A 25,706-nucleotide genomic window follows, 5' to 3' on the forward strand; every position below is an offset into this window, starting at 1 on the left:
GCGTCCCCTCTCCTGCGAAGCGGGGCGAGGGACCAGGAGGGAGGCTGTCACTCGACAAACTCCTCGCGCCTATATCCCTGCGCGTAGAGCGCCGCGGTGAGATCGGCATGGGCGACGCGCGCATCCGCCGCCTGCGCCACTTTCGGCTTGGCGTGAAAGGCGACGCCCAGACCCGCCTCGCGCAGCATGCCAAGATCATTGGCGCCGTCTCCGATCGCCAGCGTCGCGTCCCGCGACAGCCCTCGCGCCTCGCGCAATTCGACAAGCGCCGCGCGCTTGGCTTCGCTTCCCAGGATCGGCGCGACGACCGCGCCCGTCAGCGCGCCGTCAGAAATTTCGAGATGATTGGCGCGCGTCTCATGAAAGCCGATGCGCTCGGCGACGGGCTCTGTGAATTGCGTGAAGCCGCCCGACACGAGCGCCGTATGGGCGCCATGCGCGCGCATGGTGCGCACAAGCTGTCGCGCGCCGGGCGTCAGAGTGATGCGCGTCAGCAGCGTCTCGATCTGCGCGAGGGTCACGCCCGCAAGCAGAGCGACCCGCTGGCTCAAGGCGCCCTCGAACGCGACCTCGCCGCGCATCGCGCGCTCGGTGATCGCCGCGACATGCTCGCGCAAGCCGACGAGGTCAGCGAGTTCGTCGATGCACTCCTGCCCGATCATGGTCGAATCCATGTCGGCGACCAGCAGTTTCTTGCGCCGGCCCGTCGTCGGCTGAACGATGACGTCGATCGGATCGTCCGCGACCGCCACCTGCAGCCGCGCGCGCAAGTCGGCAAGGTCATGCCCCGCTCCAGACAGGAACGCGTCAACGGCAAGATCGGGCGCGAGCCAGTCGCGCCCTGCGTCAATCAATCCAGCGTCGTAGAGCGCGCCAGATACTGCGCGTTCGTTGAGCGCCGCGCCCCGTCCGGCGACAAAGGTCGCGACGTAGCCGATGGGCTTTGACATCTCCACCGTTTCAGCGGCAATAGCGCCATGCGCGCACGCGCCATTCTCATTGCAGGTCCAACCGCTTCGGGCAAGTCCGCGCTCGCGCTCGAACTCGCGCGCCGCCGGCGCGGCGCGGTCGTCAACGCCGATTCAATGCAGGTCTATCGCGACCTGCGGACCGTCACCGCGCGCCCGACGATCGAGGAGGAAGCCGCCGCGCCGCATCTTCTCTTTGGCCACGTCGATGCGGCGACGAACTATTCCGTCGCGCGGTGGCTCGAGGATCTCGCGCGCGTTCTGCGCGATCTCGACGCGCGCGAACTGACGCCAATTCTCGTCGGCGGCACGGGAATGTATTTCAAGGCTGCTCTTTACGGGCTTTCGGATATCCCCGCCGTGCCCGGCGAGGTGCGCGAAGCCATGCGCGCATGGGCGCAGGACAAGACCCCGCAGCAGCTTCATGCCGAACTCGCCGCGCGCGACCCCGCAACGGCCGCCGTGCTGCGGAAAACCGATCCGCAGCGGCTGTTGCGCGCTTTGGAAGTCCTGGAGGCGACAGGCAAGCCGCTCGTTTCCTTTCAGGGTCCGCGCAGCCCGCCGATTCTGAAGGCGTCGGAATGCGTGGCGTTTTTCCTCGCGCCGGAGCGCGAGACGCTTTACGCGCGCATCGACGCGCGGTTCGAGAGAATGACGCGAGCGGGCGCGCTCGACGAGGTCGCGGCGCTAAAGGCGCGGGGACTCGATCCGTCGCTGCCGGCGATGCGCGCGCACGGCGTGCCCCACCTCATCGCGTATCTCGACGGACGACTGACGCTTGCGGAAGCGATTGTGCGCAGTCAGCTCGATACGCGCCGCTACGCCAAGCGTCAGTTCACCTTCGCGCGACACCAGCTCCCGAGCTTTAAATGGATTGCTGGCGAAACGCCGCTGCGCGACGTCGAAGACGCGCTCAGCTCATGCGCGCGACCCACATCTGGAACAGGGTGAGGACGATCTCCATCGCGATCAATATGATGATCGTCCACTCCAGCCGAACGGAACGCGCCGCGTCGATGAGATCCGTCAGCGCGCGGGCGGTCTCGCCAATCACGTCGATCTTGGCGTTGAGCGTGCGCGCCCGCGGCGTGAGGTCATACTCGTCCTCCAGTCGCGCATAGAGCCTTTCGAGGTCAGGCCGATCCCAAAGGACATCCGGCTTGTCGTCGACGGCGACGCGACCGGATACGCGATGGCGCACGAGCAGAGTCTGGCCGATCAGCTCCAACATGGATTTTCGTTTCCATGGCGGGCTTCCCCTCGCCGCAAGCTCGGCGGCGAAGGGCTCGATCGTGTCGAAGACCGCGTTGACGCGGCGCTCGTCGCGCCCCAGGGCGACGCTTTTCGCCAAGACGTCGGCGATCACCAGCAACCGCGCTTCGGAAAGATCCTTAACCGCAAGGCGACCGTCCGGCAGCGCCTTCTCCTCGCCCTCTGGATTCCCTTCGATGATCAAGGTCTCATCGTCACCCCGCGAAGCGCCCGCAACGCGAAGGCCGATCTTTTTGACGATCTCATCCTCCTCCAGCGGCGAAAGGCCGAAGAGGACGGCGACCCCGAAGCGGTAGAGCACGGCGAATCCGCTCTGCCCGGCGTGGAAGGCGAGAGGCGCCGTGGAAACGAGATCCGCCCGTTCGAGCCCGTCGGTGTCGATCCGCTCGCCAAGCAGCAGGGCGCGCGCCGTCAGCGCCTGCCGGCTGATCGCGGTCGTCGCGGGCGAATTTATCGTTTCGACCATTTGCTGCCCTTGTGGGTTGCACGCGCAATTATATCTCTGACGCGCGCCCTCGTTCTGCTCGCCTTGCGTGACGCTGGCAAAAAAGCTAGCAAGCGGCAAGGTCGCGGGAGAGATCACCCTTATGACTTATGTCGTCACGGAAAACTGCATCAAGTGCAAGTATATGGACTGCGTTGAAGTGTGTCCGGTGGACTGTTTCTACGAAGGCGAGAATATGCTGGTGATCCATCCGGACGAGTGCATTGACTGCGGCGTCTGCGAACCCGAGTGCCCGGCCAACGCCATCAAGCCCGATACGGAAGAGAATCTGGAACAGTGGCTGCAGCTTAACGCCGAGATGGCGCAGAACTGGCCCAACATCACCATCAAGCGGGAGCCGCCCTCGGACGCCAAGGAATGGGACGGCAAGCCGGGCAAATTCGAGCAATTCTTTTCGCCGGAGGCCGGCGAGGGAGACTGAACGGCGTTCGGCGCCAGTTTGGCGCCTAACTTGCACATAATGAGTTTCCACATCCTTAATTTATCTAAAACGTCAGAAGCCATAGTCAGTTAGCGTAGTTCGCGGCCTCGGCGCGGGCGCCGCTCGCGCGCATATGCCTTTGATTTTCACGCTTGGGCGTGTTATAAATCACACACTAAATGCACGCCTTGTCGAAGGGCGATCCGGCGCCAGTCACCGTCTCGCGACGAATTCGAAAGCCTCTCTTTCTCGAAGGCCGGCCCGTTGGCCGGCTATTGAGTATGCGGCGCTAGCAAGGTTTCCACTGGCCGCCTTCGCGGCGCCGCCGCGGCTTTTTCGCCGGCGGCGTGCGCGATTCGTCAGGCAGCGATGGTCCCGTCTCCACAGCGGGACAGCATAGGAGTAGCCCGCGTATGCCCTCCAACAAAACCGAGAAAAAGTCGCCTGCGACTGCCTCCACCGCAGCAGCGCGCGCCAAGGGCTCGGCCGCTCGCTCCAAGACGCTCGCCAAGCGAGCCGCCAAGAGCGCCGCCACCAAGAGCGGCGCGACGAAAACCGCCGCAGCGAAGAGTTCAACATCGGCATCGAAGAAGTCGGCCAGCCGCTCCGCCTCGGCGGGAAAGCCCGCGCGGGCCGCCGCCGCTTCGAGCCGGAAGACAAGCGCAAAAACCTCCGCAAAACCCGCGAGAACGATGACAGCCAAAACAACAACGCCGAAGTCGAAATCGACTGCAAAAGACAAGACCGCCAAGGCGCCGGCGCGCGCTACGGCGACGCTTCGGACAGCGGCGAGTTCTCGCAGCGTGGCCCGCGCCTCCGCCGCCAAGCCGGCGGCGAAGTCGACCGCCAAGACTGCGGTCGCAGGCAAGAGCGCGACGAAGCGCGCCGTGGCCGCGAAGGCGGCTAAAACGGCGGTGGAAAAGGTGAGCGCCAGCGCTCGGACGCCGGCGGCGAAGCCCGTGGTTTCCAGCAAGACCGCGGCGGCGAAACCCGCCCAGGCGGCGACGCCGACCGCAGCGGCCAAGCAGCCGGCGGCCAAGCCTGTCGAGCAGCAGAAGCCGGCGGCGCCTGTGGCGGCAAAGCCGCGTCCCGTAGCGGAGGCGGAGCCGAAATCCGTTGAAGTGCCGGTCGCGCCCCCGCCCCCAGCGACGTCTCAGGAGACCTCGGCGGCGCCCGGCATGGGCGCGCGACCGGCTATTCCAGCCAGGCCGAAACCCGCGGCGCCGTCGGCCAAGCCCGCCTTCAAGCTACACGAATACATCGTCTACCCTGCGCATGGCGTCGGGCAGATCGTCGGCGTCGAGACGCAAGAAGTCGCGGGCTTCAGCCTGGAGCTCTTTGTCGTGAGCTTCATCAAGGACAAGATGACCCTCAAAGTGCCCACGAGCAAAGTCGTCAGCGTCGGTATGCGCAAGCTCGCCGATACGGGCGTCGTTGACAGGGCGCTGCAGACGCTGAGCGGCCGCGCGCGCGTCAAGCGCACGATGTGGTCGCGCCGCGCTCAAGAATATGAGGCGAAGATCAACTCGGGCGATCTCATCACCATCGCCGAGGTGGTTCGCGACCTCTACCGGTCCGATACCCAGCCCGAGCAGTCATATTCGGAGCGCCAGCTTTACGAGGCCGCCTTGGATCGCATGGCGCGTGAAGTCGCCGCCGTGCGCAAGCTCATCGATTCGGAATCGCTGAAGCTGATCGAATCCTTTCTGCTGAAGGGCCCCCGCCGCGGGCCGAAGGCGGAGGGGGATACGGGCGACGACGGCGGGGATGAGGCTGACGTGGACCGAGCCGCCTAATCAGACGACAAAAAACCCCGGAAGCCGCTTCCGGGGTTTTTTCGTTACGCTCTTGCCGGCTCGTCAGGCGTCACCGACTCTTGCATCCGCGACAGCGCGCGCCTCAACTTGATCAGCGCGCGACTTTCGATCTGCCGCACCCGCTCCTTGGAAATGCCAAGGCGATCTCCGAGCGTCTCAAGCGTCACCAAATTTTCCGCCAGCCGACGCTCGCGCACGATGCGCAACTCGCGTTCGGAGAGAATGGCCAGCGCATCCTTGAGCCAGCGCGCGCGCCGATCTGAATCCAGCGTCTCCTCGACGACCTCGTCGGGGAGCGGCTTCTCGTCGACAAGAAAATCCATCCTCTGCGCCGAGCCAGATGTATCGTCGTCGACGAGCTGCGCGTTCAGCGACACGTCGGAACCCGACAGACGCGAATCCATCATCTCCACGTCAGCCCGCGAAACGCCGATCGCGTTCGCGATCGTCTGATAGGTGTCGACTGAACTCCTACCGTGATTTTCGCGCGCCAACCGCGCACGCAAGCGACGCAAATTGAAGAACAGCGCCTTTTGCGACGAGCTTGTTCCGCCCCGCACGATCGACCAGTTACGCAAAACGTAATCTTGGATCGACGCTCTGATCCACCATGTGGCGTAGGTGGAGAAGCGTACGTCTCGCTCCGGCGCGAACCGCGCTGCGGCCTCCAAGAGTCCGACGTGGCCTTCCTGGACGAGATCCGAGAGCGGCAATCCATAATGTCTGAACTTCGCCGAAAGCGCGATGACGAGGCGCATATGTGCGGCGGCGAGCTTATGAAGCGCTTTAGCGTCGCCCCGCTCGCGCCAAGCGATGGCGAGCTGCTTTTCTTCGTCGCGTTCCAGAAAAGGCGCCTCAGCCGCAGCCTTGATCAATTCGCGCCCGAGTCCAGGCATATAAGCCATGACGCCCTCCATACGCGGCCCCACTAATGGCGGGAGTCCGCGCGCCAAGATTTGCCTTGCTTTGGATAACCGTCAGGCGCGGCAGTTGTTCCCAAAGCGAGCAAAAACCCGACTTCACTCGGTTACGATTTTGTAATGTTCCCCGGCGGTGAGGGCGTCGCCGGCGGACAGCCCGTTGAGAAGCATAAAATGTTCGACTGGCCGGTTAGGAACCACCATCCGTGCGGCCATCGTTTCGATCGTGTCGCCAGTGGCGGCGACGGCCACCGCAATCCTCAAGGGCCGCGCGTCAGTGGTTTCATCGGGGCCGAGCCGGCGGAAGGATCTGATCGACTCCATGAAGAGCGCGTCGGCCTCGTCGCTCAATTTGCGCGCTGCAAAAATCAGGCGGTAGAGAAACTCGCCCGACCGGATCACCGCCAGCCGGAAATTCCACTCCCCCGCCCGAGCGACGGCGACCACGGCGGGGAGCCCGTTGATGTCCATCTTGCGCACGGAGGAAGGAAGCAGGCCGTCGACCCAACCGGAGCCGACATAGGCTTCGAGATTCTCGTCCGACGGCAGGCGCACGCTGTCGAGCCGCAAGGCTTCATTGTCGGCTTCGCGCACTCCGAATACCGCTTCGTTGGAATTTTCCAGGAGAAAGCCCTCAGGCGCGATGAAGGCGAAGCGCAGTCGCGGATGGGTGAACTTGCGGTCGCGAACGTAGCCTTCCATGGGATCGTCGCCGAACGCGACGCCCTTGATGGCCTCGAGATAGCCGCTGCGGTCGGCGACGCCGATCCCGGGCGCTCCGATTTGTCGCGCCGCAGCAACAGCCCTTGTGATTCGGTCGGGAGTGGAGGGATGCGTCGACGTAATGTCGAAGTCGAGCGATTTCTTCTTTCCATAGAGCGCGGCGCGCAAATCCGTCGATCGGCCCAGCGCCGTCAGGAAGCGCGAAGCGCCGTACGGGTCAAAGCCGGCTCGGGCGATGACGCGGACGCCGGCGCCGTCGGCGTCGAGTTCCTGCTGACGGGAGAAACTCGCGACGGAGAGCCGCTGACTGGAACGCACCTCGTCGCCTTTCTGGCGATTCTGAATCACCGCCGCGGCTTGCGAGATGATCGCCGCCTCCCGCTCGCGTTCGGCGCGGAGCGCGCTGTGGCGCAGCGAGACATGGGCGATTTCATGCGCCATCACCGCCGCCGCCTCCGAAGCGTCTCCCGCAAGCGCCAGCAGTCCGCGCGTGACGTAAAGATTGCCGGAGGGCAGCGCGAAGGCGTTGACGACGGGCGTGTTGAGAATTGTCACCTTGTAGGCTGGCTGGCCGGGCGTTTCGCTGACGCTCGCCAGCTTGGCGAGAATGCCATCAAGGTAATGCTCTGCGCCCGGAGCCTCGTATTCGCCGCCGAATTGGGCGACGAGCTCCTTATGCTGAACCGTGCTGCGATTATCGGTTCGCGGCCCAGCCGGCCGCGTCGGAGGCAATGGGGCGGTAAAGATCTGTCCTTGCCGCTCGAGCTCCGCGCAGCCTCCGATCGCCAAGCCGCCGACGACAGCCAGCAAGGCGAGCGCCGTCCGCCTAACGAGAGGCGACGCCGTCAACAAATTCGATCTCGGCTGGCGTAGCGATTTCGATGCGAGCCCCGGTCTCAATAAGTCCTCGTACGCTCGCTCGCCGCCCAACGAGCGAGCGGGGCTCGATTTGCCCGAATATAGCCAAATTGCGCCGCAGAATCACGACGGTGAAGCTATCGCGCCATTTGTCGCCAAAATTAAGGTAGAAGGCGCGCCGCGACTCGCCGACCGAGCGGATCGCGCCGACGACGACAATCATTCCCTTGCGCCGCTTCAGATCATCCACCGCGCCGGGCGCCGAGACGTCGATTGGACGGAACTCCGGGCGCGACCAAAGCCCGACGCCCGAATCGCGCGCCGGGGCCTCGGCGGCCAGATACGCCTTGGCGCAGGCGGCGGCCATCGGATCCGGACGAAAGCGCGCCTCGCCAGCCGAGAGCAGCGCGGCCGCCACGGACGTGAGAGGCGCCGAAGCGCCTCCCTCGGCCGGGCTTGCGTAAATTCTCGCCGGCGCCCTGCCCCAGCGGTCCAATGTCGAAGCAAAAGCGCCCAGGAATATGTCTCGGCCGGCGAGCCACGACGACAGACGGCTGCGGATGGCGGCGCGTAGCTCCGCCATTTCCGGCGGTGGAAAGTCGAGGCCCGCGAGAGCGGCGCGACGGCCATCATCGAGCAGCAGTTCGAAGTCCTCATCCACGGCGGCGACGGTCGCCGGAACGGCGCCCTCGAGCGAGCACTCGCCAGCTTCCGCGGCCGGCGGAAGCGACTCGGCGCGTGACGGCCAAGCCGCCGCCACAAACGAGGCCATCGCCATTCTTTGAACCCAAACGAGACTCAATGATCGCATCGCCTAATTTTAGCCGAATGGGCGCCTATGGTAAGGCGATGTCGCGCCGCGTCGAATTGAGCGGCGCCTTTAGAGCAAGTCTCGGCCTTCGCGACCATGTTCCCACGCTACGCCCTCATCTTCGCCCTGCCCTTGTTCACGGCGGGCGCCGCCCAGGCGTTCGACGTCTATGGCGATCCTCGGCCCGAGGGAGACCTCCGCCATGCTCAGACCTACAATGCTCCGCCATCGGATATTTATGAAGGTCCTGAGGCGGGACCGGGGTCGGACGCGGCGGCGGCGATGCGGATTGATCGGCTGGAGCGCGAGCTACGCCGATTGACCGGACAAAACGAGGAGCTGCAACACAGGGTGCAGCTTTTGGAAGAGCAGCTGCGCGCCGCAAAGCCCGAGCCGCATGCGGAGGCTGCGCCGCATGGGCCGACAGCTCCTCCAGCCGTCGCGTGGACGGCGCCCGAGATGAGCGCCAACGCCGGCAAGCGCGGCGACGCCTTTGATCCTGCGACACAGCCGACTGCGCCGGGCGCGCCGCGGCCGCTCGGCGCGACGACTCCGTCAGCGCCGCTCGAAAGCGCCGCCCGACCGACGGGCTCGGTGACGACGGCCCCTGTGCGCGAAGCCGGCCAGCCGCTGGATATCGCCCACGGCCGCCTTGTCGGCGATCAACCGGCGACCGCGGAGATCGCCGCCGCGCCGCCGGTCGCTGGCCCCAAGGAGCAGTATGATGAGGCGGTCGGCGCGTTGCGCGCCGGCAAATATGAGGAAGCCGAGAGGTCGCTCTCGACGTTTCTATCGAAGAACGGCAAGAGCAAGCTCGCCGCCGCCGCGACATTCAACCTGGGCGAGAGCTTCTTTTTGCGTGGACGGCACCGGGAGGCGGCCGAAAGATATTTAGAAATCTCGACGAAATACGGCGACTCGGCGCAGGCGCCGGAAGCGCTGTTGCGGCTTGGCCAATCGCTGAGCGCAATGGGCGCGAAGGAGCAGGCGTGCGCCTCCTATTCCGAGATCAACGTCAAATTCCCGAAAGCGGCGACGCGAATCCGCGAAGCGGCTCAGCGCGAAAGCAAAAAAAATCAATGCTAGCCGTCCGCGCGGCGGTCGGCGCCCCTCCGGCCTAGGCATGCCGCGCACGGAGGCGGAAGACCTTGCCGCAATCGACGACGACTCGCTCGAGGGACGGCGTGAAAACGCGCTCGAACTCCTTGCGCCCTACCCCTCCTTACTGCTCGCGGTTTCCGGCGGGCCCGACTCCGTCGCCTTGATGCTGCTATGCGCGCAATGGTCTTTGCGCGCGGCGCGTCACATCGCCGTGGCGACGGTCGATCATCGCTTGCGCAAAGAGGCGCGCGCGGAGGCCGAGGAGGTCGGCCGCTGGGCGCGCGCTCTTGGCTACGCCCATCATCTATTGACGTGGGAGGAAGAAAAGCCCTCGACGCGCCTCCAAGAGCGGGCGCGGCGCGCGCGATACGCGCTGCTGACCGCCTGCGCGCGGCGAATTGGCGCATCCGCCATCGCGCTTGCGCATCATTCGGAAGACCAGGCCGAAACGATCCTGTTTCGTTTGACTCGCGGCTCCGGAGTCGCCGGACTTGCGGGCATGGCGCGCATCGCACGCCACGAAGACATCCCGCTGCTACGGCCGCTGCTCGACTTTCGCAAAGAGGAGTTGGAGGCGGTCTGCGCGCGCGCAGGTCAACCGTTCTTTCGCGACCCGTCCAATGAAGACGAAAGCTTCGCGCGTGTGCGGCTGCGCAGGTTGGCGCCTATGCTCGCCGCGCAGGGGCTCAGTCGAGATGCGCTTCAGCGGCTTGGATCGCGTGCGGCGCGCGCCGATGCCGCGCTGGCGCATTGCGCCGCCGAAATGCTGGCGCGCGCGCTGCGTCGCGACGAAGCGTCATGCGTCGAACTCGACGCCGCGACGCTGTGCGAGGCGCCGCTGGAAATTCTCCAACGCGTGCTCGCGAGCGCGATTCAACGTCTCGCGCCCGCGCATGTGCTTCGCCTCGAACGCTTGGAGCGCGCCAGCGCGCGCGTCGCCGCCGCCCTGGCTGCGCGCGCATCGGTCCGAATGACGCTTGCCGATGTCTCGATTGACGCGAACGGCGGACGGATTCGGCTGCGTCCGGCGCCGCCTCGCCGCTCAAGCTTGACTTAGCGAATTCGCGTTGTGGGGGACGAACTTGTCCGAAACGGCCAAGTCCCACGCAACAACGCCTGGAATCACGGGCTTTTCCGAGACTTGGCAACGCGTCCCGGTGCGCCTAAATTAAGCACATGACCGGAGCGCTTCGGGGGATAAGCCCGACCGAGCGGCTCCCGACAGGCTTCCCACATGAACCCACACTTCAGAAACCTCGCGCTCTGGGCAATCATCGGGTTGCTCGTGGTTGCGCTTGTCATGCTGTTTCAGCAGCCTGGCCAGCGCACGCCGATCCGCGACATATCATATAGCGAACTGCTGACGCAGATCGATCAGGGTCGCGTTCACGACGTAACGATCGCGGGCAATGAGGTCGTTGGGCACTTCAACGATAATCGGCCGTTTACGACCTATGCGCCGGACGACGCCAATCTGGTGCCGCGCCTTCAAGCCAAGAACGTCTCGATCAGCGCCAAGCCGAATAATGAAGGCGGCAGCTTCTTGGTGACGCTTCTTCTCAACGCGCTGCCGCTCGTCGCATTCCTCGCGGTCTGGATTTTCCTGTCGCGGCAAATGCAGGGCGGCGCAGGCCGCGCGATGGGCTTTGGCAAATCGAAAGCGAAACTGCTGACGGAGACGCAAGGGCGCGTCACCTTCGAGGACGTCGCCGGCGTCGACGAAGCCAAGGAGGATCTGCAGGAGATCGTCGAATTCCTGCGTGATCCGCAGAAGTTCCAGCGGCTCGGCGGGCGCATTCCGCGCGGCGTGCTGCTGGTTGGACCGCCCGGCACCGGTAAGACGCTGCTGGCGCGCGCCATCGCCGGCGAGGCGGGGGTGCCGTTCTTCTCGATCTCGGGCTCTGACTTCGTCGAAATGTTCGTCGGCGTCGGCGCCTCGCGCGTGCGCGACATGTTCGAACAGGCGAAGAAGAATGCGCCCTGCATCATCTTCGTCGACGAGATCGACGCGGTCGGCCGTCATCGCGGCGCCGGCCTTGGCGGCGGCAACGACGAGCGCGAGCAGACGCTGAACCAGCTGCTCGTCGAGATGGACGGCTTCGAGGCGAATGAGGGCATCATCCTGATCGCCGCGACCAACCGTCCGGACGTGCTCGATCCGGCGCTGATGCGTCCGGGCCGTTTCGACCGGCAGATCCAGGTGCCGAACCCGGATTTCATCGGCCGCGAGAAGATCCTCAAGGTTCACGCCCGCAAGGTGCCTCTGGCGCCGGACGTGGATTTGAAGATCGTCGCGCGCGGCACGCCGGGCTTCTCGGGCGCCGATCTGATGAATCTTGTCAACGAGGCGGCGCTGCTCGCGGCGCGGCGCTCGAAGCGGATCGTCACGAAACAGGAGTTCGAGGACGCCCGCGACAAGATCATGATGGGCGCCGAGCGGCGCACGCTGGTGATGACGGATGAGGAGAAGAAGCTCACCGCCTATCACGAAGGCGGCCATGCGCTCGTCTCCTTGAACGTGCCGGGCTCGATTCCGATCCACAAGGCGACGATCATTCCGCGCGGCAGAGCGCTCGGCATGGTGCAGGGCCTCCCCGAGCGCGATCAGATCTCGCAGAGCTACGAGCAGCTCGTGGCGATGCTGGCGATGGCGATGGGCGGCCGCGTCGCCGAAGAGTTGATCTTTGGGGCGGCGAAGACGACCTCCGGCGCCGCCTCGGACATTCAGCAGGCGACGCGCATCGCCCGCGCGATGGTCACCCAGCTCGGCTTCTCGGACAAACTCGGCACGGTCGCCTATGCCGACCCGCAGCAGGAGCAGTTCCTCGGCTACTCGCTCGGACGCACGCAGACCTTCTCCGAACAGACGCAGGAGACGATCGACGCGGAAGTGCGCCGACTGGTGCAGGAAGCTTACGAGAAGGCCAGGCAGATCCTCGTCGACAAGCGTACGGATCTGGATACGCTCGCCAATGCGCTTCTTGAATTCGAGACGCTGTCCGGCGACGAGATCAAGGGTCTGCTCGCAGGCAAGCGGCCGGTGCGCGAAGAATCATCGCCAACGCCGCCGCCGCGCGGCTCGGCGGTGCCGACGACGGGCCAGAAGCCAGAGCCCGACGTCGGCGGCCTGGAGCCGCATCCGATCTAACGGGAAAAACCCAGCGGTCCCGGCCGCTGGGTTTTTTGCATTCGAGCTCGAGCGATCTATGTCTTGGACAGCGCGATCAGATCTTTGACCGTCTCGGCGGGTCGACAGAGCGCGGCCTTGTCGCCCATCGAAACGATCGGCCGCTCGATCAGAATCGGATGCTCTTCGATGGCGGCGAAAATTTCGTCGTCTGACAGGGCGGGATTCTCGAGTCTCAGTTCTGCGTAGGGCGTCCCGCGCTTGCGCAGCACGTCGCGCACGTTCTTGCCCATGCGACGCAGAAGCTCCTTCAAGGCCGCCCGATCGGGCGGGTTTTTGAGATATTCGATCACCTGCGGCTCGTAGCCGGCGTCGCGCAGGGCGGCCAACACGTTGCGGGACGTCCCGCAGGCGGGGTTGTGGTAGATTTTGACTTCCATGTTGTGGACATCCGTTCAGACGATGTGCGAGTGTTCATTAGCTGTTCGTTAGGCCGGCGAAAACACGCATTTAACGTTGTGGCGTTATGCCCATAGATGCGCCGACCTGGCGCGACGGATGGCGTGAAGGATGCGCCGATTTGGCGCCGAGGCGCTCGGGCGCCGCTCGCTGAGGATCTTCAATGACCCGCACCTATTTCGGCACAGATGGCATTCGTGGCCTCGCCAACGAGAAGATCACGCCGGAGCTCGCGCTCAAGGTTGGGCAGGCGGCCGGGTTGATCTTTCACCGCGGCGAACGTCGGCACCGCGTCGTCATCGGCAAGGACACGCGGCTCTCAGGCTATATGATCGAATATGCGCTTGTCGCCGGCTTCACGTCCGTCGGCATGGATCCGCTGCTGCTGGGACCAATGCCGACGCCCGCGGTCGCCATGCTCACAAGATCGATGCGCGCCGACGTTGGCGTGATGATTTCCGCCTCTCATAATTCCTTCGAGGACAACGGCATCAAGCTGTTTGGACCGGACGGCCACAAGCTTTCGGACGAGATCGAACACGAGATCGAGCGCCTCATCGACGGCGATATGTTGCGCAAGCGCGCAGGACCGAGAGATCTCGGACGCGCGCGCCGCATCGACGACGTGCGCGCGCGCTATATCGAGTTCGCCAAGCGCACGCTGCCGCGCAATATGAGCTTGGAAGGCTTGCGCCTCGTCGTCGATTGCGCGAATGGCGCGGCCTATAAGGTGGCGCCCGAGGCGCTGTGGGAGCTAGGCGCCGAGGTGATCGCCATCGGCGTCGAACCCGACGGGTTCAACATCAATCATCGCGTGGGCTCCACTGCGCCGCAGGCGCTACGTGACAAGGTCCGCGAGCTGCGCGCCGACGTGGGCATCGCGCTCGACGGCGACGCCGACCGTGTCATCATGGTCGACGAAAATGGGCGCCTGATCGACGGCGATCAGCTGATGGCGGTTATCGCCGAAAGCTGGCGCGATCAGGGGCTGCTGTCCAAGCCCGGCCTCGTCGCGACAATCATGTCCAATCTTGGATTGGAGCGCCATCTGAATTCGATCGGGCTCACTCTGGAGCGAACGCCCGTCGGCGACCGCTATGTGATCGAGCGCATGCGCGAAGCCGGCTACAACATTGGCGGCGAACAGTCGGGCCATGTCATTCTCTCTGACTATTGCACGACAGGCGATGGGCTCGTGACGGCGATGCAGGCGCTCGCAGAGGTGAAGCGTCAGGATCGTCCGGTAAGCGAAGTTTGCCATCGGTTCGAACCGCTGCCGCAGGTATTGGAGAATGTGCGCGCCCATCGTCGCGAATTGGAGCGCACGGCGGTGGCGTCTGCAATCGACGATGCGCGGGCGCGACTCGGCGGCTCCGGCAGAATCATTGTTCGCCCCTCCGGCACGGAACCCGTGATCCGCGTCATGGGCGAAGGCGACGACCGCGAACTGGTCGAATCTCTCGTCGCCGGGATCTGCAGCGTTTTGAAGGAATCCGCCGCGGCGGCCTGAGCCGGCGCTTAACGCGATTGGCGACGCCACGAGAAGGTCAGCTTTACGACGCGTGTCCGCCTTGCACGCACGCGCTCGGTTAAGGAACTTGGTTAAGCAATAGGGTTAACCGGCTCTTAACCGTTATCGCCCATGCTTGCTTTTCGGCGCTGCGCTATTCGAACGCAATGGCGCACCCGAAAAACGGAGCACATCATGCGCCGCTCCATCGCCTTCTTGTTGTCGTTCGTTCTGATTGCTGGCGCTGTGAACGCGCGCGCCGAAAATCTGCCTCCGCCGCCGCCTCTTGATGTCAGCGGCTGGTATCTTCGGGGCAATGTCGACATGCCCGCGCAGTTGACGGAAGGGCAGTCGCGGCTGCAGCCCAACCTTCTCGCCGACCTGGAGAATGGCCACGCCCGACCAACGCATTATTCGATGAGCAAGATGCGCTAGCTTTCAAAATACGCGCAAGCCAGAACGATTTCATATTCAGCAATGCGCCAGGGCGGACCATTCTGCGCGCGTATTAAAGCGCCTTAAGCGACCATGGCGATGAGCGTTGCGCCAAATGCGCCGAGGATGACGACCAGCCACGGCGGCGTCCGCCACAGCACGAGCAAGAGGAAAGCAAGAAGGCCTAGCCCGAAATCCGCTGGGCCAAGGATCGCGCTCGTCCAAACAGGGGTATAGAGCGCCCCGAGCAGAATTCCGACGACCGTCGCGTTGATCCCCTTGAGCGCCGATTGCGCCGCGCTTCGATGACGCAAGGCGTCCCAAAAGGGCAGCGCGCCGACGACCAGAAGGAAAGACGGCAGGAAAATCGCGGTGAGACAGATCAGCCCGCCCGCCCAGCCGTTTGGCTCAGACGTCATCGCTGCGCCGAGATAGGCCGCGAAAGTGAATAGTGGGCCTGGAACCGCTTGCGCCGCGCCATAGCCGGCAAGGAATGCATCACGGTCGATCCAGCCTGGAGATACGAAGGCCTGCTGCAGCAGCGGCAGCACGACGTGCCCGCCGCCAAAAACGAGCGACCCTGAGCGATAAAAGCCGCTGATAAGCTCGATCGTAGGATTGGCGGTCGCCTTCGCCAGAATGGGCAACCCCACAAGCAAAACGGCGAACAGCGCGAGCGAGGCGATGGCCGTGCGCCGGGTGATGGGGATCGATAGCGGCGTCGTGGCGCCGTTGTTTTCCCCCGAGAGGAACAGCCAGCCAATGACGCCCCCCGCCGCAATCGCGCCAATCTGACCGCTGGCGGTGGGGACCGCCAAAGTCAGCAGCGTCGCCGCCACGGCGATGGTCGCCCGGTTCCGATCCGGACAAAGGTTGCGCGCCATCCCCCACACCGCTTGCGCGACGACAGCGACAGCCACGACTTTGAGGCCGTGCAGCCAAGCGACCTGCGATAGGTCGCCGAGTCGACCGACACCATAGGCGAAGCCGATCAACGCAAGCGCCGAAGGCATGGTGAACCCGATCCATGCCGCCAATCCGCCGGCAAGGCCGGCACGCAACAAGCCGATGATGATGCCGACCTGACTGCTCGCGGGGCCGGGAAGGAACTGGCAGAGCGCGACGATATCCGAGTAGGCGGCCTCATCGAGCCATTTGCGGCGCCCGACGAACTCAGCGTGGAAATAGCCAAGATGGGCGATAGGCCCGCCGAAACTCGTTACCCCGAGACGCAGAAAAGCCCAAAGCACTTCCAGAACGGAACCATACCCTTTCGTGAGCGTCCTCCCGCAATCCGCGCTCATAGCGAGCTCTGCGCTTCAGAATTTCCATAGGCTGCGCCGAACAGCCGCTCACTCAGCGACCACCGTCGCGAAGCTCTGAGCGGCATAAATGGGGGCGCTGTTTTCTTGCTGGCTTTGGGCATTTACATGATGATGTTGGGGGCCATTCGCGCCTCGCGTATCGTGCTGCTCCACCACCGCGCGGACAGTTCAATGTTTGCGTGAGGATGAAGCAAGAAGCAAAGCGTGAGCATATCTCATCCATGTCCGACCTCACCGAAATCGGCGGCGACACGCCTCAGACCAATACGCCTGAGATCAGCGTCTCCGAACTCGCGAACGCGCTGAAGCAGACGATCGAGGATCGCTTCGGGCGCGTGCGCGTGCGCGGCGAGATCTCCAACTATCGCGGCCCGCACGCCTCCGGCCACGCCTATTTCTGTCTCAAGGATCAGAATGCGCGTCTCGATGCGGTGATCTGGCGATCGACGTTTCTGCGCCTGCGCACGCGGCCGCAGGAGGGACTGGAAGTCGTCGCGACCGGCCGCGTCACAACCTTCCCCGGCAAGTCCTCCTATCAGATCATCATCGAGTCGCTGGAGCCGGCCGGCGTCGGCGCGCTGATGGCGCTGCTCGACGCGCGTCGCAAGGCGCTCGCGGCCGAGGGCCTCTTCGACGAAGCGCGCAAGCGCCCCCTGCCCTTCCTGCCGCGCGTCGTCGGCGTTGTGACCTCGCCGACCGGCGCCGTCATCCGCGACATCCTGCACCGTCTCAACGACCGCTTCCCGCGCCGCGTGCTGGTCTGGCCCGTGCGGGTGCAGGGCGAGAGTTGCGCTGAGGAGGTCGCCGCGGGCATTCGCGGCTTCAACGCGCTGCCTGCCGGGGGCGCCATTCCCCGCCCCGACGTGCTGATCGTCGCCCGCGGCGGCGGCTCGCTCGAGGATCTGTGGGGCTTCAACGAGGAGGTCGTCGTTCGCGCGGCGGCGGAGAGCGCCATTCCGCTCATTTCGGCGATCGGCCATGAGACCGATACGACCCTCATCGATTTCGTCGCCGACCTTCGGGCGCCGACGCCGACGGGCGCGGCGGAGAAAGCCGTTCCGGTGCGCGTCGAGCTTTTCGAACATCTCGCCATACGCACAAGCCGGCTGGAGGGCGCGCGCCGCCGCGCCATGGAACAGCGGCGCGTCCAGCTTTCAACCTTCGCGCGCCTGCTCCCCGCTGGCGACGCCCTGCTCGCCAATCCGCGCCAGCGTTTTGACCGGGCGGCGGAGCGGCTGCGCGCCGGCGTCCGCGCCGCGCGTGACGGAAGGCGTCTGCGGCTGTCGCGCGCCGCAACGCTGCTCGCCCGCCACTCGCCGCAGGCGGAGCTGGCGCGCGTGCGCGAGCAGCTGCGCGGTCTTGGCGCGCGGCTGCAGCAGGGTTATCGCGCCCGGCGCGTTCTCGCGCGTCAGGAGAACGCCGCCGCCAGGCAGCGCCTCGCCGGCGCGGCGCAGCGTCTCGACCGCGCGATCACCGGCTTGATCGGCGGCCATCAGGATAGGATCGACAGACTGGCGCGGCTGCAGGAGTCGCTCAGCCATCGCTCGGCGTTGGCGCGCGGCTTTGCGCTGGTGCACGATGAAAGCGGCGCCTTAGTGCGCAGCGTCGCGCAGGCTCCTCCTGGAACGGGTCTCGATATCGAGATCGCCGACGGCAGAATCCACGCGCGCGCTGGCATTGCGATTCCAGATCCGCCGGCGCGCCCGCGCCCGCGGCGCCGCCTGAAAAGAGCCGACAGCGACGATCAGGGATCGCTGTTCTGACCTATTCGAATCGCATCTGCCACGCGACGATGCTGCGCTGCATGGCCGCCCGCGGGAGATAGCAGAAGACATTGGTGGAGATCGGCGCCTCGACGCAATGATAGTGCTCCCTGCTCCAGTCGTAGCCGAGCGTATCCATGCAGGCGACGATCTTGTCGTGAATGAGCTTTGGGTTCGATCGCCGTTCCGCTGGAAAATCCCGCTCCGCCTGGTATTCGCAGTCGGTGACGTCCATCTTCTGGCCTTCGAAATAGCGGCCGCTGGCGCCGCTCGTGACGAACATCGCCTCGGTGGCGAGAATGAAGACCAAGCCGACCGCCAGCGCGAGCTTGCCCTGCCACTTGGTCTTGAAGAAGTGAAGATCGAGTAGCGACAGCAATCCTATCGCCAAGAGGCCGCCGCCCAAAAGCAGCGTCAACGGCGACAAAAAAGGCGCAATGCCTTCATTCATGTCACGCTCCTGACCGCGCGCGCCGCCGCTCCGCGCGTCATTGATCAATATTAAGAGCGAGACTCTCCGCAAAGCAACCGCGCGCACATCGCTTCGCAGCCGTCGAACGTTCTTTTCTGGGACGTGAAAGCGCCGAACGGCGCGGCGCGGCGCGTCAATCTACGCAATGCACACGTGCTATACGCGGGTGGGCGCGGACGCGCGCCGCGCCGAAGGACGTCAAATTCGGGCCGAAACAGCGTGTTAAGCTTCTGTTAACCAATTAACCCGTTATTAACGAAGGGGACGAATTTGCTCAAATGCAACAGGCCCAAGATACCTGCGATCAAGGTTGACGGAACCTTCGCTTAACCCTGGAAGCCTAGGACTATCGCCCGGTCGGTCGTCGTAACAGGAGTTCTTCATGCTGCTTTCGCAACGCGCCTGCGGCGCCAAATTCGTCGTCGCGCTGACGGCGGTCCTGGCGGTCCTCGCGCTCTCGGCCTGCGCCAAGAACACCGCGGATGAAGCCGCGAATGATCTGGCGGGCGGAGGCTATGGACGCGGCGGCGTCGCCCGTCCCGGAAGCCATCAGGATTTTGTGGTCAATGTCGGAGATCGCATCTTCTTCGAGACCGACTCCACCGATCTGACGTCCACTGCGCAGGCCACGCTCGACAAGCAGGCTGAGTGGCTCAACCGCTACTCACGCTACAGCTTCACGATGGAAGGCCACGCCGACGAACGCGGCACCCGCGAATATAATTTCGCGCTCGGCGCGCGACGCGCCGAAGTGGCCAAGAATTACCTCATCGCACGCGGGGTCCCGGGGTCGCGCATCCGCACGGTGAGCTACGGCAAGGAGCGTCCTGTCGCCGTCTGCGACGACATCTCCTGCTGGTCGCAGAACCGTCGCGCCGTCACGGTGCTTTCCGGCGGCAATTCCTGATGAGGAAGCCCGCCGCGCCCCTTGCGTCCGGAGCGTCGTTGCGGCAATGAAGACGCGCGCCTTTTGGGCGCCTGCAGGAGTGTAGCTCAACTGGTAGAGCACCGGTCTCCAAAACCGGGGGTTGTCGGTTCGATCCCGGCCACTCCTGCCACTCATGAAACAGTAATTTCGCTGAGAATTTTAGCTGCAGATTCAGCAGCGCTCTTACGGGGCATCCAGCGGGTGGCGCGAGGCCGTCGAATGGGTGAAGCGATGCCCCAATCCCATGCCCGGCCCGAGCGAGATTGAGATCCGTCCGCTCTATGAAGCGGCCGACTTCGGCGACGCCATAACGCCCGAGATCGCTGAAGCGGAAGACCGGATCCGCAAAAGCCGTCGGATGTCTAGCGCCGGATAGCGCCTGCTACTCTCGCGCCATGGCGCAATCTTCAGCCGGGCTGCGACATTGCGCAGTAGAACCAGCGATCGCCGCTTAACAGGCTGCGCCGCCGCATCAGATCCAATGCCTTGGTCATGCTAAGACTTTAATTTTAAAACACTTTGCAGGGGAACAATGCGAACGTGACGCAGTTTCTCTCCCTTGAAGGAGGATGCGTCATGCCGGACCGAGCGCCGGGCGATTGGCGGAACGCGGCTGCCGGCAAAATGGGAGCGCGGCCCGACGCCGCAATGGAATCGATTAGCCAGCATCTGAGATTCAAGTTCGACAAAATCCTCACAGAGCCGCTGCCCAAGCGGATCATGGATTTGGTGGCCGAGTTGGATTGGGGGCGCGCCGGTGGTAGCCCGAAGCGCAGCAACCGTCGAAATCCCGCCAGCGCCAAATCTCGGCGGCTCTAGCGAGTTCGCTCTTTGCGGCGCTACGGCTTATCCATCGCCTCGTCTGGAAATCGCTGACCGCCTCGGGCGCTCGCGCTGGGCCGTACCCGCAGCTAGGATCATCCCCACGGAACGCGCCCTGCTCACGCATTCGATCAGGACCGAGCGAGCGCGCCGTCTCTAGCGGAGCAACATCATGGCCGGCGAAGCGATGCGGCTGACGTCTGGCGACGCGCTCATCGTCTTGGACGTGCAGCGCGATTTCTGCGCGGGCGGCGCCTTAGAGGTTTCCGAGGCCGACAAGATCGTCTCTGTGGTCAATGAACTGATCGATGAAGCCGTGGCCGCCGGCGTTCCCATCGTCGCATCGCGAGACTGGCATCCAACCGGCCATGCCAGCTTTCGTGACTGTGGCGGACCATGGCCGGCGCATTGCGTTCAGGACAGCGCCGGCGCGCAGTTCCATCCCGATCTGCGCCTCCCCGAGCGCGCGATTATCGTCAGCAAAGGAGAATCGCCCGAGCGCGACCAGCTTTCCGCGCTCAACGGCACGGGGCTCGCGGAGCGGCTGCGGCGTCTTGGCGTGCGTCGCGTCTTGATCGTCGGACTGGCGCTGGACGTCTGCGTGCTCGAAACGGCGCTGGACGCCGTCTCGGAAGGATTTGAAACGCATGTGCGACTTTCCGGCGCGCGCGCCATCACGCCGGAAGGCGGAAGAGACGCTGTCGAAAAGATGCGGAAGGCGGGCGTCGTCGTCGAAGAGAGCCAAGACGAACTGTAAGAGGCGTGCGCACATTACATCGATGAAGATTTGCACATCGATGAAGATTTGCCCGGGCCTAGCGCCATAGCTATGGTCCCGACCGGCGCGCGAGCGCTTCCAGCTCTCTCCAGTCGACGCGTAAAAAGGAGCGGTCGTGTCCAGCAGCGCGCTCTTCGCGGACCTCTATGAATTCACGATGCTGCGCGCCTATTTCGAATTGGGCATGAACGCGCAAGCGACGTTCAGCCTTTTCGTGCGCAATATGCCGCCCCAACGCAATTTTCTGATCGCCGCCGGCTTGAACGATCTTCTTCATGAGATCGAGCATCTGCGTTTCGAGCCGCGGCACATCGACTATCTGGGCTCTCTCAAAATTTCTTCGCAGCCGTTCCTCGACTGGCTCACGGACTTCCGCTTCTCCGGCGACATCTATGCGCTGCGCGAAGGCACGCCGTTCTTTCAGAACGAACCGATCCTGGAAGTGGTAGCGCCCATCGCCGAAGCGCAGCTCATCGAAACGCTCGTTATCAATCAGATCGGACTGCAAACGATACTGGCGTCGAAAGCGGCGCGCGTCGTCGCCGCGGCGCGCGGCGCCAGCGTCGTCGATTTCGGCGCAAGACGAGCGCAAGGCGTGGATGCGGCGACAAAGGGCGCGCGCGCATTCTACGTCGCCGGAGTCGAGTCGACCTCCAATGTCGCGGCCGGGCAAGCCTATGGTTTGCCCGTCGCCGGAACGATGGCGCATAGTTTTGTCGAAGCCTGCACCTCCGAGATGGACGCCTTTCAGTCTTTCAGCGAGGTCTTTCCCGACACGACATTGCTCGTCGATACCTATGACACGCTCGAAGGCGTCAAGAAGGTCGTCGCGCTCGCGAAGGCGCGCGGGCCGACCTTCAACATTCGCGCGGTGCGTCTCGACTCCGGCGATCTCGACATGCTGTCGCGCCAGGCGCGCCGCATCCTCGATGACGCTGGCTTGACCGACGTGCAGATCGTCGCCAGCGGTGGCCTTGAGGAAACCAAGATCGACGCTCTGACGTCGCGCGGCGCGCCCATCGATGTCTTTGGCGTAGGCACGGATATGGCGGTGTCGAGCGACGCGCCAAACCTCGACATCGCCTATAAGCTGACCGAATACGCCGGCAAGGGACGGATGAAACTGTCGGCGGGCAAGCGATCGCTGCCGGGCCGCAAACAGGTTTTTCGAGAGTTTAGAGACGGCGACGCGGTCAGGGACGTCATCGCCCGAGAGGGCGAAACTCTGCCGGGCGTCCCATTGCTGCAGCCGTTCATGCTGTCAGGTCGCCGGGTCGCGGAGCAAACATGCGACCTTCCGCAAATTCGCGATTACGCGAAAGTGCAGCTCGCCGCGCTGCCCGCGCATCTGCGGATGCTTCAATCGCCTGAGGCGCGCTATGACGTGGCGATCAGCGACGCGCTCGCCAGCTATGAGCGCGAGACTCGCGCGCAGTTGATCGACTGACGGTTTGGCTAAATTGGCGCGGCCGAGCGCTGGGCCGCGAGACAGTCTCCCGCCGACGGAACTTCGGCGCAAGCGGAGCCTAGCGCCGATCCTTCCGGTCGATGAATTCGGACGTGAACCGCTTCAGCGCGACACGCAAATCGTCGGCGTATCCTGTCGCGCCGAGCGACTGGAACCTTTCGATGTCGGCGAGCATCAGTTCTCTCACCGGCGCCGCGCCACGATGCAGATTGACCAAATAGCCGGATAAAAGCCGGCCATCGCGGCCCCCGGCGGCCGCCTTGTTCTCGCTCCCAGACGAGCCGATTTTCTTGGCAATTCCTATCATGAGTAGCTCCGAAGGGCGGACACCGCGCCAGATGTCCGCGATCTACCTAAGCAAGAATTGCGCTCACCTAAGCTCGGCGAACGCCGCCGCCTGGCCAAATCTGAAAAAACCGTCAACCATCGCGGAAAGACCGTCCTCGCGCGGCGCCGTTTCCCGCGTGGCGGCCGCGTGTTCCGGCGCGTCGCACACGAGCTTCATGCCCCAATCGGGATAGCTGCGCATCGAAATGCGTTCGTGAACGAGCTTGACGACGCCGGAGTGCCGGGAGTCCGTCCGGATCTGCAAATAGAGCGGCGTCAGCGCTTGCCGCGGACCCTCCAGAATTTGCAAAAAATTCAGACCATTGTAGAGGAGCGCCCCGCTAATGCGCCGCGGTCGATTCCGTTCTGCGGACATCTCGACCATTCCCTCGATCGCGGAGAGGCTCAGATCAAGATTTGCGTTACTGAAATAGACAAGCCGATGCATCAATGGCCTCCGAACGCAGCCGCCATCCAACCCGAGAATTCCGCCTCGCGAGCCGCCCGTCAATTGCCACAAGCTGAAATAGGGATAGAGCCAAAACGAAAATTGTGCAATAGTTTCATATGCTTGACCTATCTCAAGACCTCGCGCCAGAATCCGTCGCTCCAGTCATAGGTTCGTATCAAGCGGACGCTATTTAGAGGGAATATTGGATCACTTTTCAGTGGCGAGGGAGGCGCTGGCGCGGCCGCGTCTCCCTCCATATTTTTGGCGATGGGCGCTCACAGGCCGGCAACTTCAGAGGAATAAGATGATGTCGCCAGACCCTTCCCCGCTCCTCACTTCGCTCAAGACCTGTCAGGACTGCGCATCGAGAGTCATGGACTTCGGCCTGATCAACACGCGGTCGGCGCTGCAATTCGGGCAAGATGTATGGGCGGCGAGATCGCCGCACGACGTCGCCGAAGCCATGGTCGACTATGGCCGCCGGCAATTCGAATACTGGACCGAGGAGCTGGAGGAGTTCTCGATTGTCGCCGGCGGCAAAACGACCCCAGACGCCGAGGTCGTCGGACTCGGAGACTAGTTTTCCATCGTCCGATCTTCCAGTTGAGAAGATATGATGATGAGCGCAACGACGGCGTGCGGCGTCACGGCGGCGGCGGTCGCCGCGCTCGTCATTCAGGCCGGCGCGCTTTGGGCGCTCGGCCGGCCGTTTCTTTGCGCCCGCGGCAAATTCAAGCTGTGGGAGGGCGACGCCTCCTCTCCCTGCCTCTCCCAGCATCTCACCGACTGGTACAGCTTCACGCATATCATCCACGGCGTGCTGTTCTATTTCCTGGTTTGGCTCGCGGCGCCGGGACTGTCGGTCGGGCAGCGCTTCCTGATCGTGCTGGCGGTTGAAGTGGGATGGGAGATCCTCGAAAACACGCCCTTCGCCATCCGCCACTATCGCAAGCAGCCGCCGGCGCAGAACTACGCAGGAGACAGCATCGTCAATTCGCTTGCCGATACGCTGGCGATGGCGCTGGGCTTCGTTCTCGCATGGCGGCTCCCAGCTTTGGCCGTCATCGCAATGTCTGTGCTTCTTGAAGTCGGGGTCGCGCTGAACATCAGAGACAATTTCACGCTCAATGTGCTCAGTTTCATCTATCCTTTCGAGTTCATCCGCCGCTGGCAAAACGGCGCGCCATAGGCGCCAATTTGCGGTCGTGCGCGCGCTGGGCTAACTCAAGCGTCCCATAAGTCGCGCTCGCAAACGCCTCCCTCGAACATTTTGCCCTGCCTTATGACCAAGCGCGCTCCCGTCCTCGCCGACTTCAAACGCATCGTCGTGAAGGTCGGCTCATCGCTCATCGTCGACCCCAACAAGGCGTCGGCGAAACGCGCCTGGCTGAAGCGCCTCGCCGACGACATCGCCGATCTGCATCGCGCCGGCGCTGACGTGCTGGTGGTGTCGTCAGGCGCCGTGGCGCTGGGACGCAGCGTGCTGGGCTTTCCACGCGGCGCGCTGAAGCTTGAAGACAGCCAGGCGGCCGCCGCCGTCGGCCAGATCGCCCTGGCGCGTCTCTGGGCCGAGACCCTGCACGACCGCGGCCTCGTCGCCGGACAGGTGCTGGTCACGCTCGGCGACACGGAGGAGCGCCGCCGCTATCTCTATGCGCGCGAATGCCTGACGCGGCTTTTGTCGCTGCGCGCCGTGCCCGTCATCAACGAGAACGACACGGTGGCGACGGCCGAAATCCGCTACGGCGACAATGACCGCCTCGCGGCGCGCGTCGCGACGATGGCGAGCGCCGATCTGTTGATCCTGCTGTCCGACGTCGACGGGCTCTACAGCGCCCCGCCCGATTCCAATCCGGACGCCGAGCACATCGCGATCGTGCCGCGCGTCACGGCGGAGATCGAAGCCATGGCGGGTGGCGCCGCCTCGCAATATTCGCGCGGCGGCATGCGCACCAAGATCGAGGCGGCGAAGATCGCCACGACCGGCGGCGCGCATATGGTGATCGCCGACGGGCGCGAAGAGGCGCCGATCGCGCGCATCGGGGCTGGCGGGCGCTGCACCTGGTTTCTGACGCCGTCCAATCCGGTGACGGCGCGCAAGAAATGGATCGCCGGCTCGCTGGAGCCGAAGGGCGCCGTGCATATCGACGACGGCGCGGCGAAGGCGCTGCGCTCAGGCCGGAGCCTGCTGCCGGCGGGCGTGACGCGAATCGAGGGCGGCTTCGCGCGCGGCGACTGCATCGTCATCCGCAACGCCAAGGGCGGCGAGATCGGCCGCGGCCTCGTGACCTATGACGCATCCGACGCGGCGAAAATCGTCGGGCGCTCGACGAAAGACATCGAGGCGCTGCTCGGCTTCAAAGGCCCCGATGAGATCATCCACCGCGACGATATGGCGCTGGGTGGGGGGTGAGGCGTGTAGACGCGACGCTTCGCAGTCCTCGT

Annotated in this window: 27 protein-coding genes and 1 tRNA gene; 17 read left to right on the plus strand and 11 right to left on the minus strand. The window is 64.3% G+C overall.

Annotation, left to right across the window (positions count from 1 at the left end; all coding sequences use genetic code 11):
* Nucleotides 1–47: 47 nt before the first annotated feature.
* Nucleotides 48–950 carry a phosphoserine phosphatase SerB gene (gene serB, locus IYW40_RS07400; RefSeq protein ID WP_196400061.1) on the minus strand — a complete coding sequence of 301 codons (903 nt, stop codon included), beginning with the start codon at nt 948–950 and terminating at the stop codon, nt 48–50.
* 27 nt (nt 951–977) lie between these two features.
* Here serB and miaA point away from each other — a divergent pair, with 27 nt between their 5' ends.
* A complete protein-coding gene (gene miaA, locus IYW40_RS07405) occupies nt 978–1,919 on the plus strand; it encodes a tRNA (adenosine(37)-N6)-dimethylallyltransferase MiaA (protein ID WP_196400062.1) in 942 nt (313 codons plus the stop codon).
* Here the strand turns inward: miaA and IYW40_RS07410 are convergent.
* Complete coding sequence (locus IYW40_RS07410; RefSeq protein WP_175095777.1) at nt 1,882–2,706, minus strand: RMD1 family protein; 825 nt, start codon at nt 2,704–2,706, stop codon at nt 1,882–1,884. The two genes, miaA and IYW40_RS07410, sit on opposite strands and share 38 nt — an antisense overlap.
* A 121-nt stretch (nt 2,707–2,827) precedes the next feature.
* On the opposite strand from IYW40_RS07410, the gene fdxA reads away from it, so the two are divergent.
* Nucleotides 2,828–3,166: a ferredoxin FdxA gene (gene fdxA, locus IYW40_RS07415; protein ID WP_123176018.1), complete on the plus strand. Its 339-nt coding sequence runs from the start codon at nt 2,828–2,830 to the stop codon at nt 3,164–3,166.
* A 289-nt stretch (nt 3,167–3,455) separates the two neighbouring features.
* Here fdxA and IYW40_RS21410 read toward each other — a convergent pair whose 3' ends face one another.
* Nucleotides 3,456–4,139 carry a hypothetical protein gene (locus IYW40_RS21410; protein WP_210327224.1) on the minus strand — a complete coding sequence of 228 codons (684 nt, stop codon included), beginning with the start codon at nt 4,137–4,139 and terminating at the stop codon, nt 3,456–3,458.
* Between IYW40_RS21410 and IYW40_RS21415 the strand changes: the two genes are divergently transcribed.
* Nucleotides 4,126–4,962 (plus strand): CarD family transcriptional regulator, encoded by an 837-nt coding sequence (locus IYW40_RS21415; protein ID WP_348644252.1) that lies wholly within the window; start codon nt 4,126–4,128, stop codon nt 4,960–4,962. The two genes, IYW40_RS21410 and IYW40_RS21415, sit on opposite strands and share 14 nt — an antisense overlap.
* Before the next feature lie 44 nt (nt 4,963–5,006).
* Here IYW40_RS21415 and IYW40_RS07425 read toward each other — a convergent pair whose 3' ends face one another.
* The 3 genes from IYW40_RS07425 to IYW40_RS07435 form a co-directional block, all read right to left on the minus strand.
* Nucleotides 5,007–5,888, minus strand: coding sequence for an RNA polymerase factor sigma-32 (locus IYW40_RS07425; protein ID WP_196400064.1), 882 nt, complete (start codon nt 5,886–5,888; stop codon nt 5,007–5,009).
* A gap of 114 nt (nt 5,889–6,002) precedes the next feature.
* Nucleotides 6,003–7,436 carry a M48 family metalloprotease gene (locus IYW40_RS07430; protein WP_246720702.1) on the minus strand — a complete coding sequence of 478 codons (1,434 nt, stop codon included), beginning with the start codon at nt 7,434–7,436 and terminating at the stop codon, nt 6,003–6,005.
* 16 nt (nt 7,437–7,452) lie between these two features.
* Nucleotides 7,453–8,256, minus strand: coding sequence for a nuclease (locus IYW40_RS07435; protein WP_246720703.1), 804 nt, complete (start codon nt 8,254–8,256; stop codon nt 7,453–7,455).
* A 135-nt stretch (nt 8,257–8,391) separates the two neighbouring features.
* Here IYW40_RS07435 and ybgF point away from each other — a divergent pair, with 135 nt between their 5' ends.
* From ybgF to ftsH, 3 genes are all read left to right on the plus strand, one after another.
* Nucleotides 8,392–9,381, plus strand: a complete 990-nt coding sequence (gene ybgF, locus IYW40_RS07440) for a tol-pal system protein YbgF (protein WP_196400067.1) — start codon at nt 8,392–8,394, stop codon at nt 9,379–9,381.
* Between the two features lie 37 nt (nt 9,382–9,418).
* Nucleotides 9,419–10,453: a tRNA lysidine(34) synthetase TilS gene (gene tilS / locus IYW40_RS07445; RefSeq protein WP_196400068.1), complete on the plus strand. Its 1,035-nt coding sequence runs from the start codon at nt 9,419–9,421 to the stop codon at nt 10,451–10,453.
* Between the two features lie 177 nt (nt 10,454–10,630).
* Entirely contained in the window at nt 10,631–12,544 is a 1,914-nt protein-coding gene (gene ftsH, locus IYW40_RS07450; protein ID WP_196400069.1) for an ATP-dependent zinc metalloprotease FtsH, read from the plus strand.
* 56 nt (nt 12,545–12,600) lie between these two features.
* Here the strand turns inward: ftsH and arsC are convergent, their stop codons facing one another.
* Nucleotides 12,601–12,963 (minus strand): arsenate reductase (glutaredoxin), encoded by a 363-nt coding sequence (arsC, locus tag IYW40_RS07455; RefSeq protein ID WP_196400070.1) that lies wholly within the window; start codon nt 12,961–12,963, stop codon nt 12,601–12,603.
* A 182-nt stretch (nt 12,964–13,145) separates the two neighbouring features.
* Here arsC and glmM point away from each other — a divergent pair, with 182 nt between their 5' ends.
* Together glmM and IYW40_RS07465 are read left to right on the plus strand one after the other, a co-directional pair.
* Complete coding sequence (gene glmM / locus IYW40_RS07460) at nt 13,146–14,492, plus strand: phosphoglucosamine mutase (protein WP_196400071.1); 1,347 nt, start codon at nt 13,146–13,148, stop codon at nt 14,490–14,492.
* A 195-nt stretch (nt 14,493–14,687) separates the two neighbouring features.
* Nucleotides 14,688–14,927: a hypothetical protein gene (locus IYW40_RS07465; RefSeq protein ID WP_246720704.1), complete on the plus strand. Its 240-nt coding sequence runs from the start codon at nt 14,688–14,690 to the stop codon at nt 14,925–14,927.
* An 83-nt stretch (nt 14,928–15,010) separates the two neighbouring features.
* Here the strand turns inward: IYW40_RS07465 and chrA are convergent, their stop codons facing one another.
* The gene (gene chrA, locus IYW40_RS07470; protein WP_196400073.1) at nt 15,011–16,231 is read right to left on the minus strand and encodes a chromate efflux transporter; all 1,221 of its coding nucleotides are present in this window, start codon (nt 16,229–16,231) and stop codon (nt 15,011–15,013) included.
* 242 nt (nt 16,232–16,473) lie between these two features.
* Between chrA and xseA the strand changes: the two genes are divergently transcribed.
* Nucleotides 16,474–18,015, plus strand: coding sequence for an exodeoxyribonuclease VII large subunit (gene xseA, locus IYW40_RS07475; RefSeq protein ID WP_246720705.1), 1,542 nt, complete (start codon nt 16,474–16,476; stop codon nt 18,013–18,015).
* Nucleotide 18,016: 1 nt separating this feature from the next.
* On the opposite strand, the gene IYW40_RS07480 is transcribed toward xseA, so the two are convergent.
* Entirely contained in the window at nt 18,017–18,466 is a 450-nt protein-coding gene (locus tag IYW40_RS07480) for a hypothetical protein (protein WP_232366113.1), read from the minus strand.
* Nucleotides 18,467–18,869: 403 nt separating this feature from the next.
* On the opposite strand from IYW40_RS07480, the gene pal reads away from it, so the two are divergent.
* The 5 genes from pal (at nt 18,870) to IYW40_RS07505 (ending at nt 22,462) form a co-directional block, all read left to right on the plus strand.
* Complete coding sequence (pal, locus tag IYW40_RS07485; protein ID WP_175095226.1) at nt 18,870–19,394, plus strand: peptidoglycan-associated lipoprotein Pal; 525 nt, start codon at nt 18,870–18,872, stop codon at nt 19,392–19,394.
* A 75-nt stretch (nt 19,395–19,469) separates the two neighbouring features.
* Nucleotides 19,470–19,545: transfer RNA gene (locus IYW40_RS07490), tRNA-Trp, on the plus strand.
* Nucleotides 19,546–19,991: 446 nt separating this feature from the next.
* Nucleotides 19,992–20,234, plus strand: coding sequence for a hypothetical protein (locus IYW40_RS07495; protein WP_196400076.1), 243 nt, complete (start codon nt 19,992–19,994; stop codon nt 20,232–20,234).
* Nucleotides 20,235–20,409: 175 nt separating this feature from the next.
* Entirely contained in the window at nt 20,410–20,994 is a 585-nt protein-coding gene (locus IYW40_RS07500) for an isochorismatase family protein (protein WP_196400077.1), read from the plus strand.
* A 136-nt stretch (nt 20,995–21,130) separates the two neighbouring features.
* Entirely contained in the window at nt 21,131–22,462 is a 1,332-nt protein-coding gene (locus IYW40_RS07505) for a nicotinate phosphoribosyltransferase (protein ID WP_196400078.1), read from the plus strand.
* A 79-nt stretch (nt 22,463–22,541) separates the two neighbouring features.
* Here IYW40_RS07505 and IYW40_RS07510 read toward each other — a convergent pair whose 3' ends face one another.
* Together IYW40_RS07510 and IYW40_RS07515 are read right to left on the minus strand one after the other, a co-directional pair.
* Nucleotides 22,542–22,790 (minus strand): hypothetical protein, encoded by a 249-nt coding sequence (locus IYW40_RS07510; protein WP_175095223.1) that lies wholly within the window; start codon nt 22,788–22,790, stop codon nt 22,542–22,544.
* A 63-nt stretch (nt 22,791–22,853) separates the two neighbouring features.
* A complete protein-coding gene (locus tag IYW40_RS07515; RefSeq protein ID WP_196400079.1) occupies nt 22,854–23,258 on the minus strand; it encodes a BLUF domain-containing protein in 405 nt (134 codons plus the stop codon).
* A gap of 307 nt (nt 23,259–23,565) precedes the next feature.
* On the opposite strand from IYW40_RS07515, the gene IYW40_RS07520 reads away from it, so the two are divergent.
* From IYW40_RS07520 to proB, 3 genes are all read left to right on the plus strand, one after another.
* Nucleotides 23,566–23,841, plus strand: coding sequence for a hypothetical protein (locus IYW40_RS07520; protein ID WP_196400080.1), 276 nt, complete (start codon nt 23,566–23,568; stop codon nt 23,839–23,841).
* A gap of 33 nt (nt 23,842–23,874) precedes the next feature.
* Nucleotides 23,875–24,450: a DUF2585 domain-containing protein gene (locus tag IYW40_RS07525; protein WP_196400081.1), complete on the plus strand. Its 576-nt coding sequence runs from the start codon at nt 23,875–23,877 to the stop codon at nt 24,448–24,450.
* 93 nt (nt 24,451–24,543) lie between these two features.
* Nucleotides 24,544–25,674, plus strand: a complete 1,131-nt coding sequence (proB, locus tag IYW40_RS07530; protein WP_196400082.1) for a glutamate 5-kinase — start codon at nt 24,544–24,546, stop codon at nt 25,672–25,674.
* Nucleotides 25,675–25,706 lie beyond the last annotated feature (32 nt).

The organism is Methylocystis sp. H4A (genome assembly GCF_015709545.1).
GTDB lineage: Bacteria > Pseudomonadota > Alphaproteobacteria > Rhizobiales > Beijerinckiaceae > Methylocystis > Methylocystis silviterrae.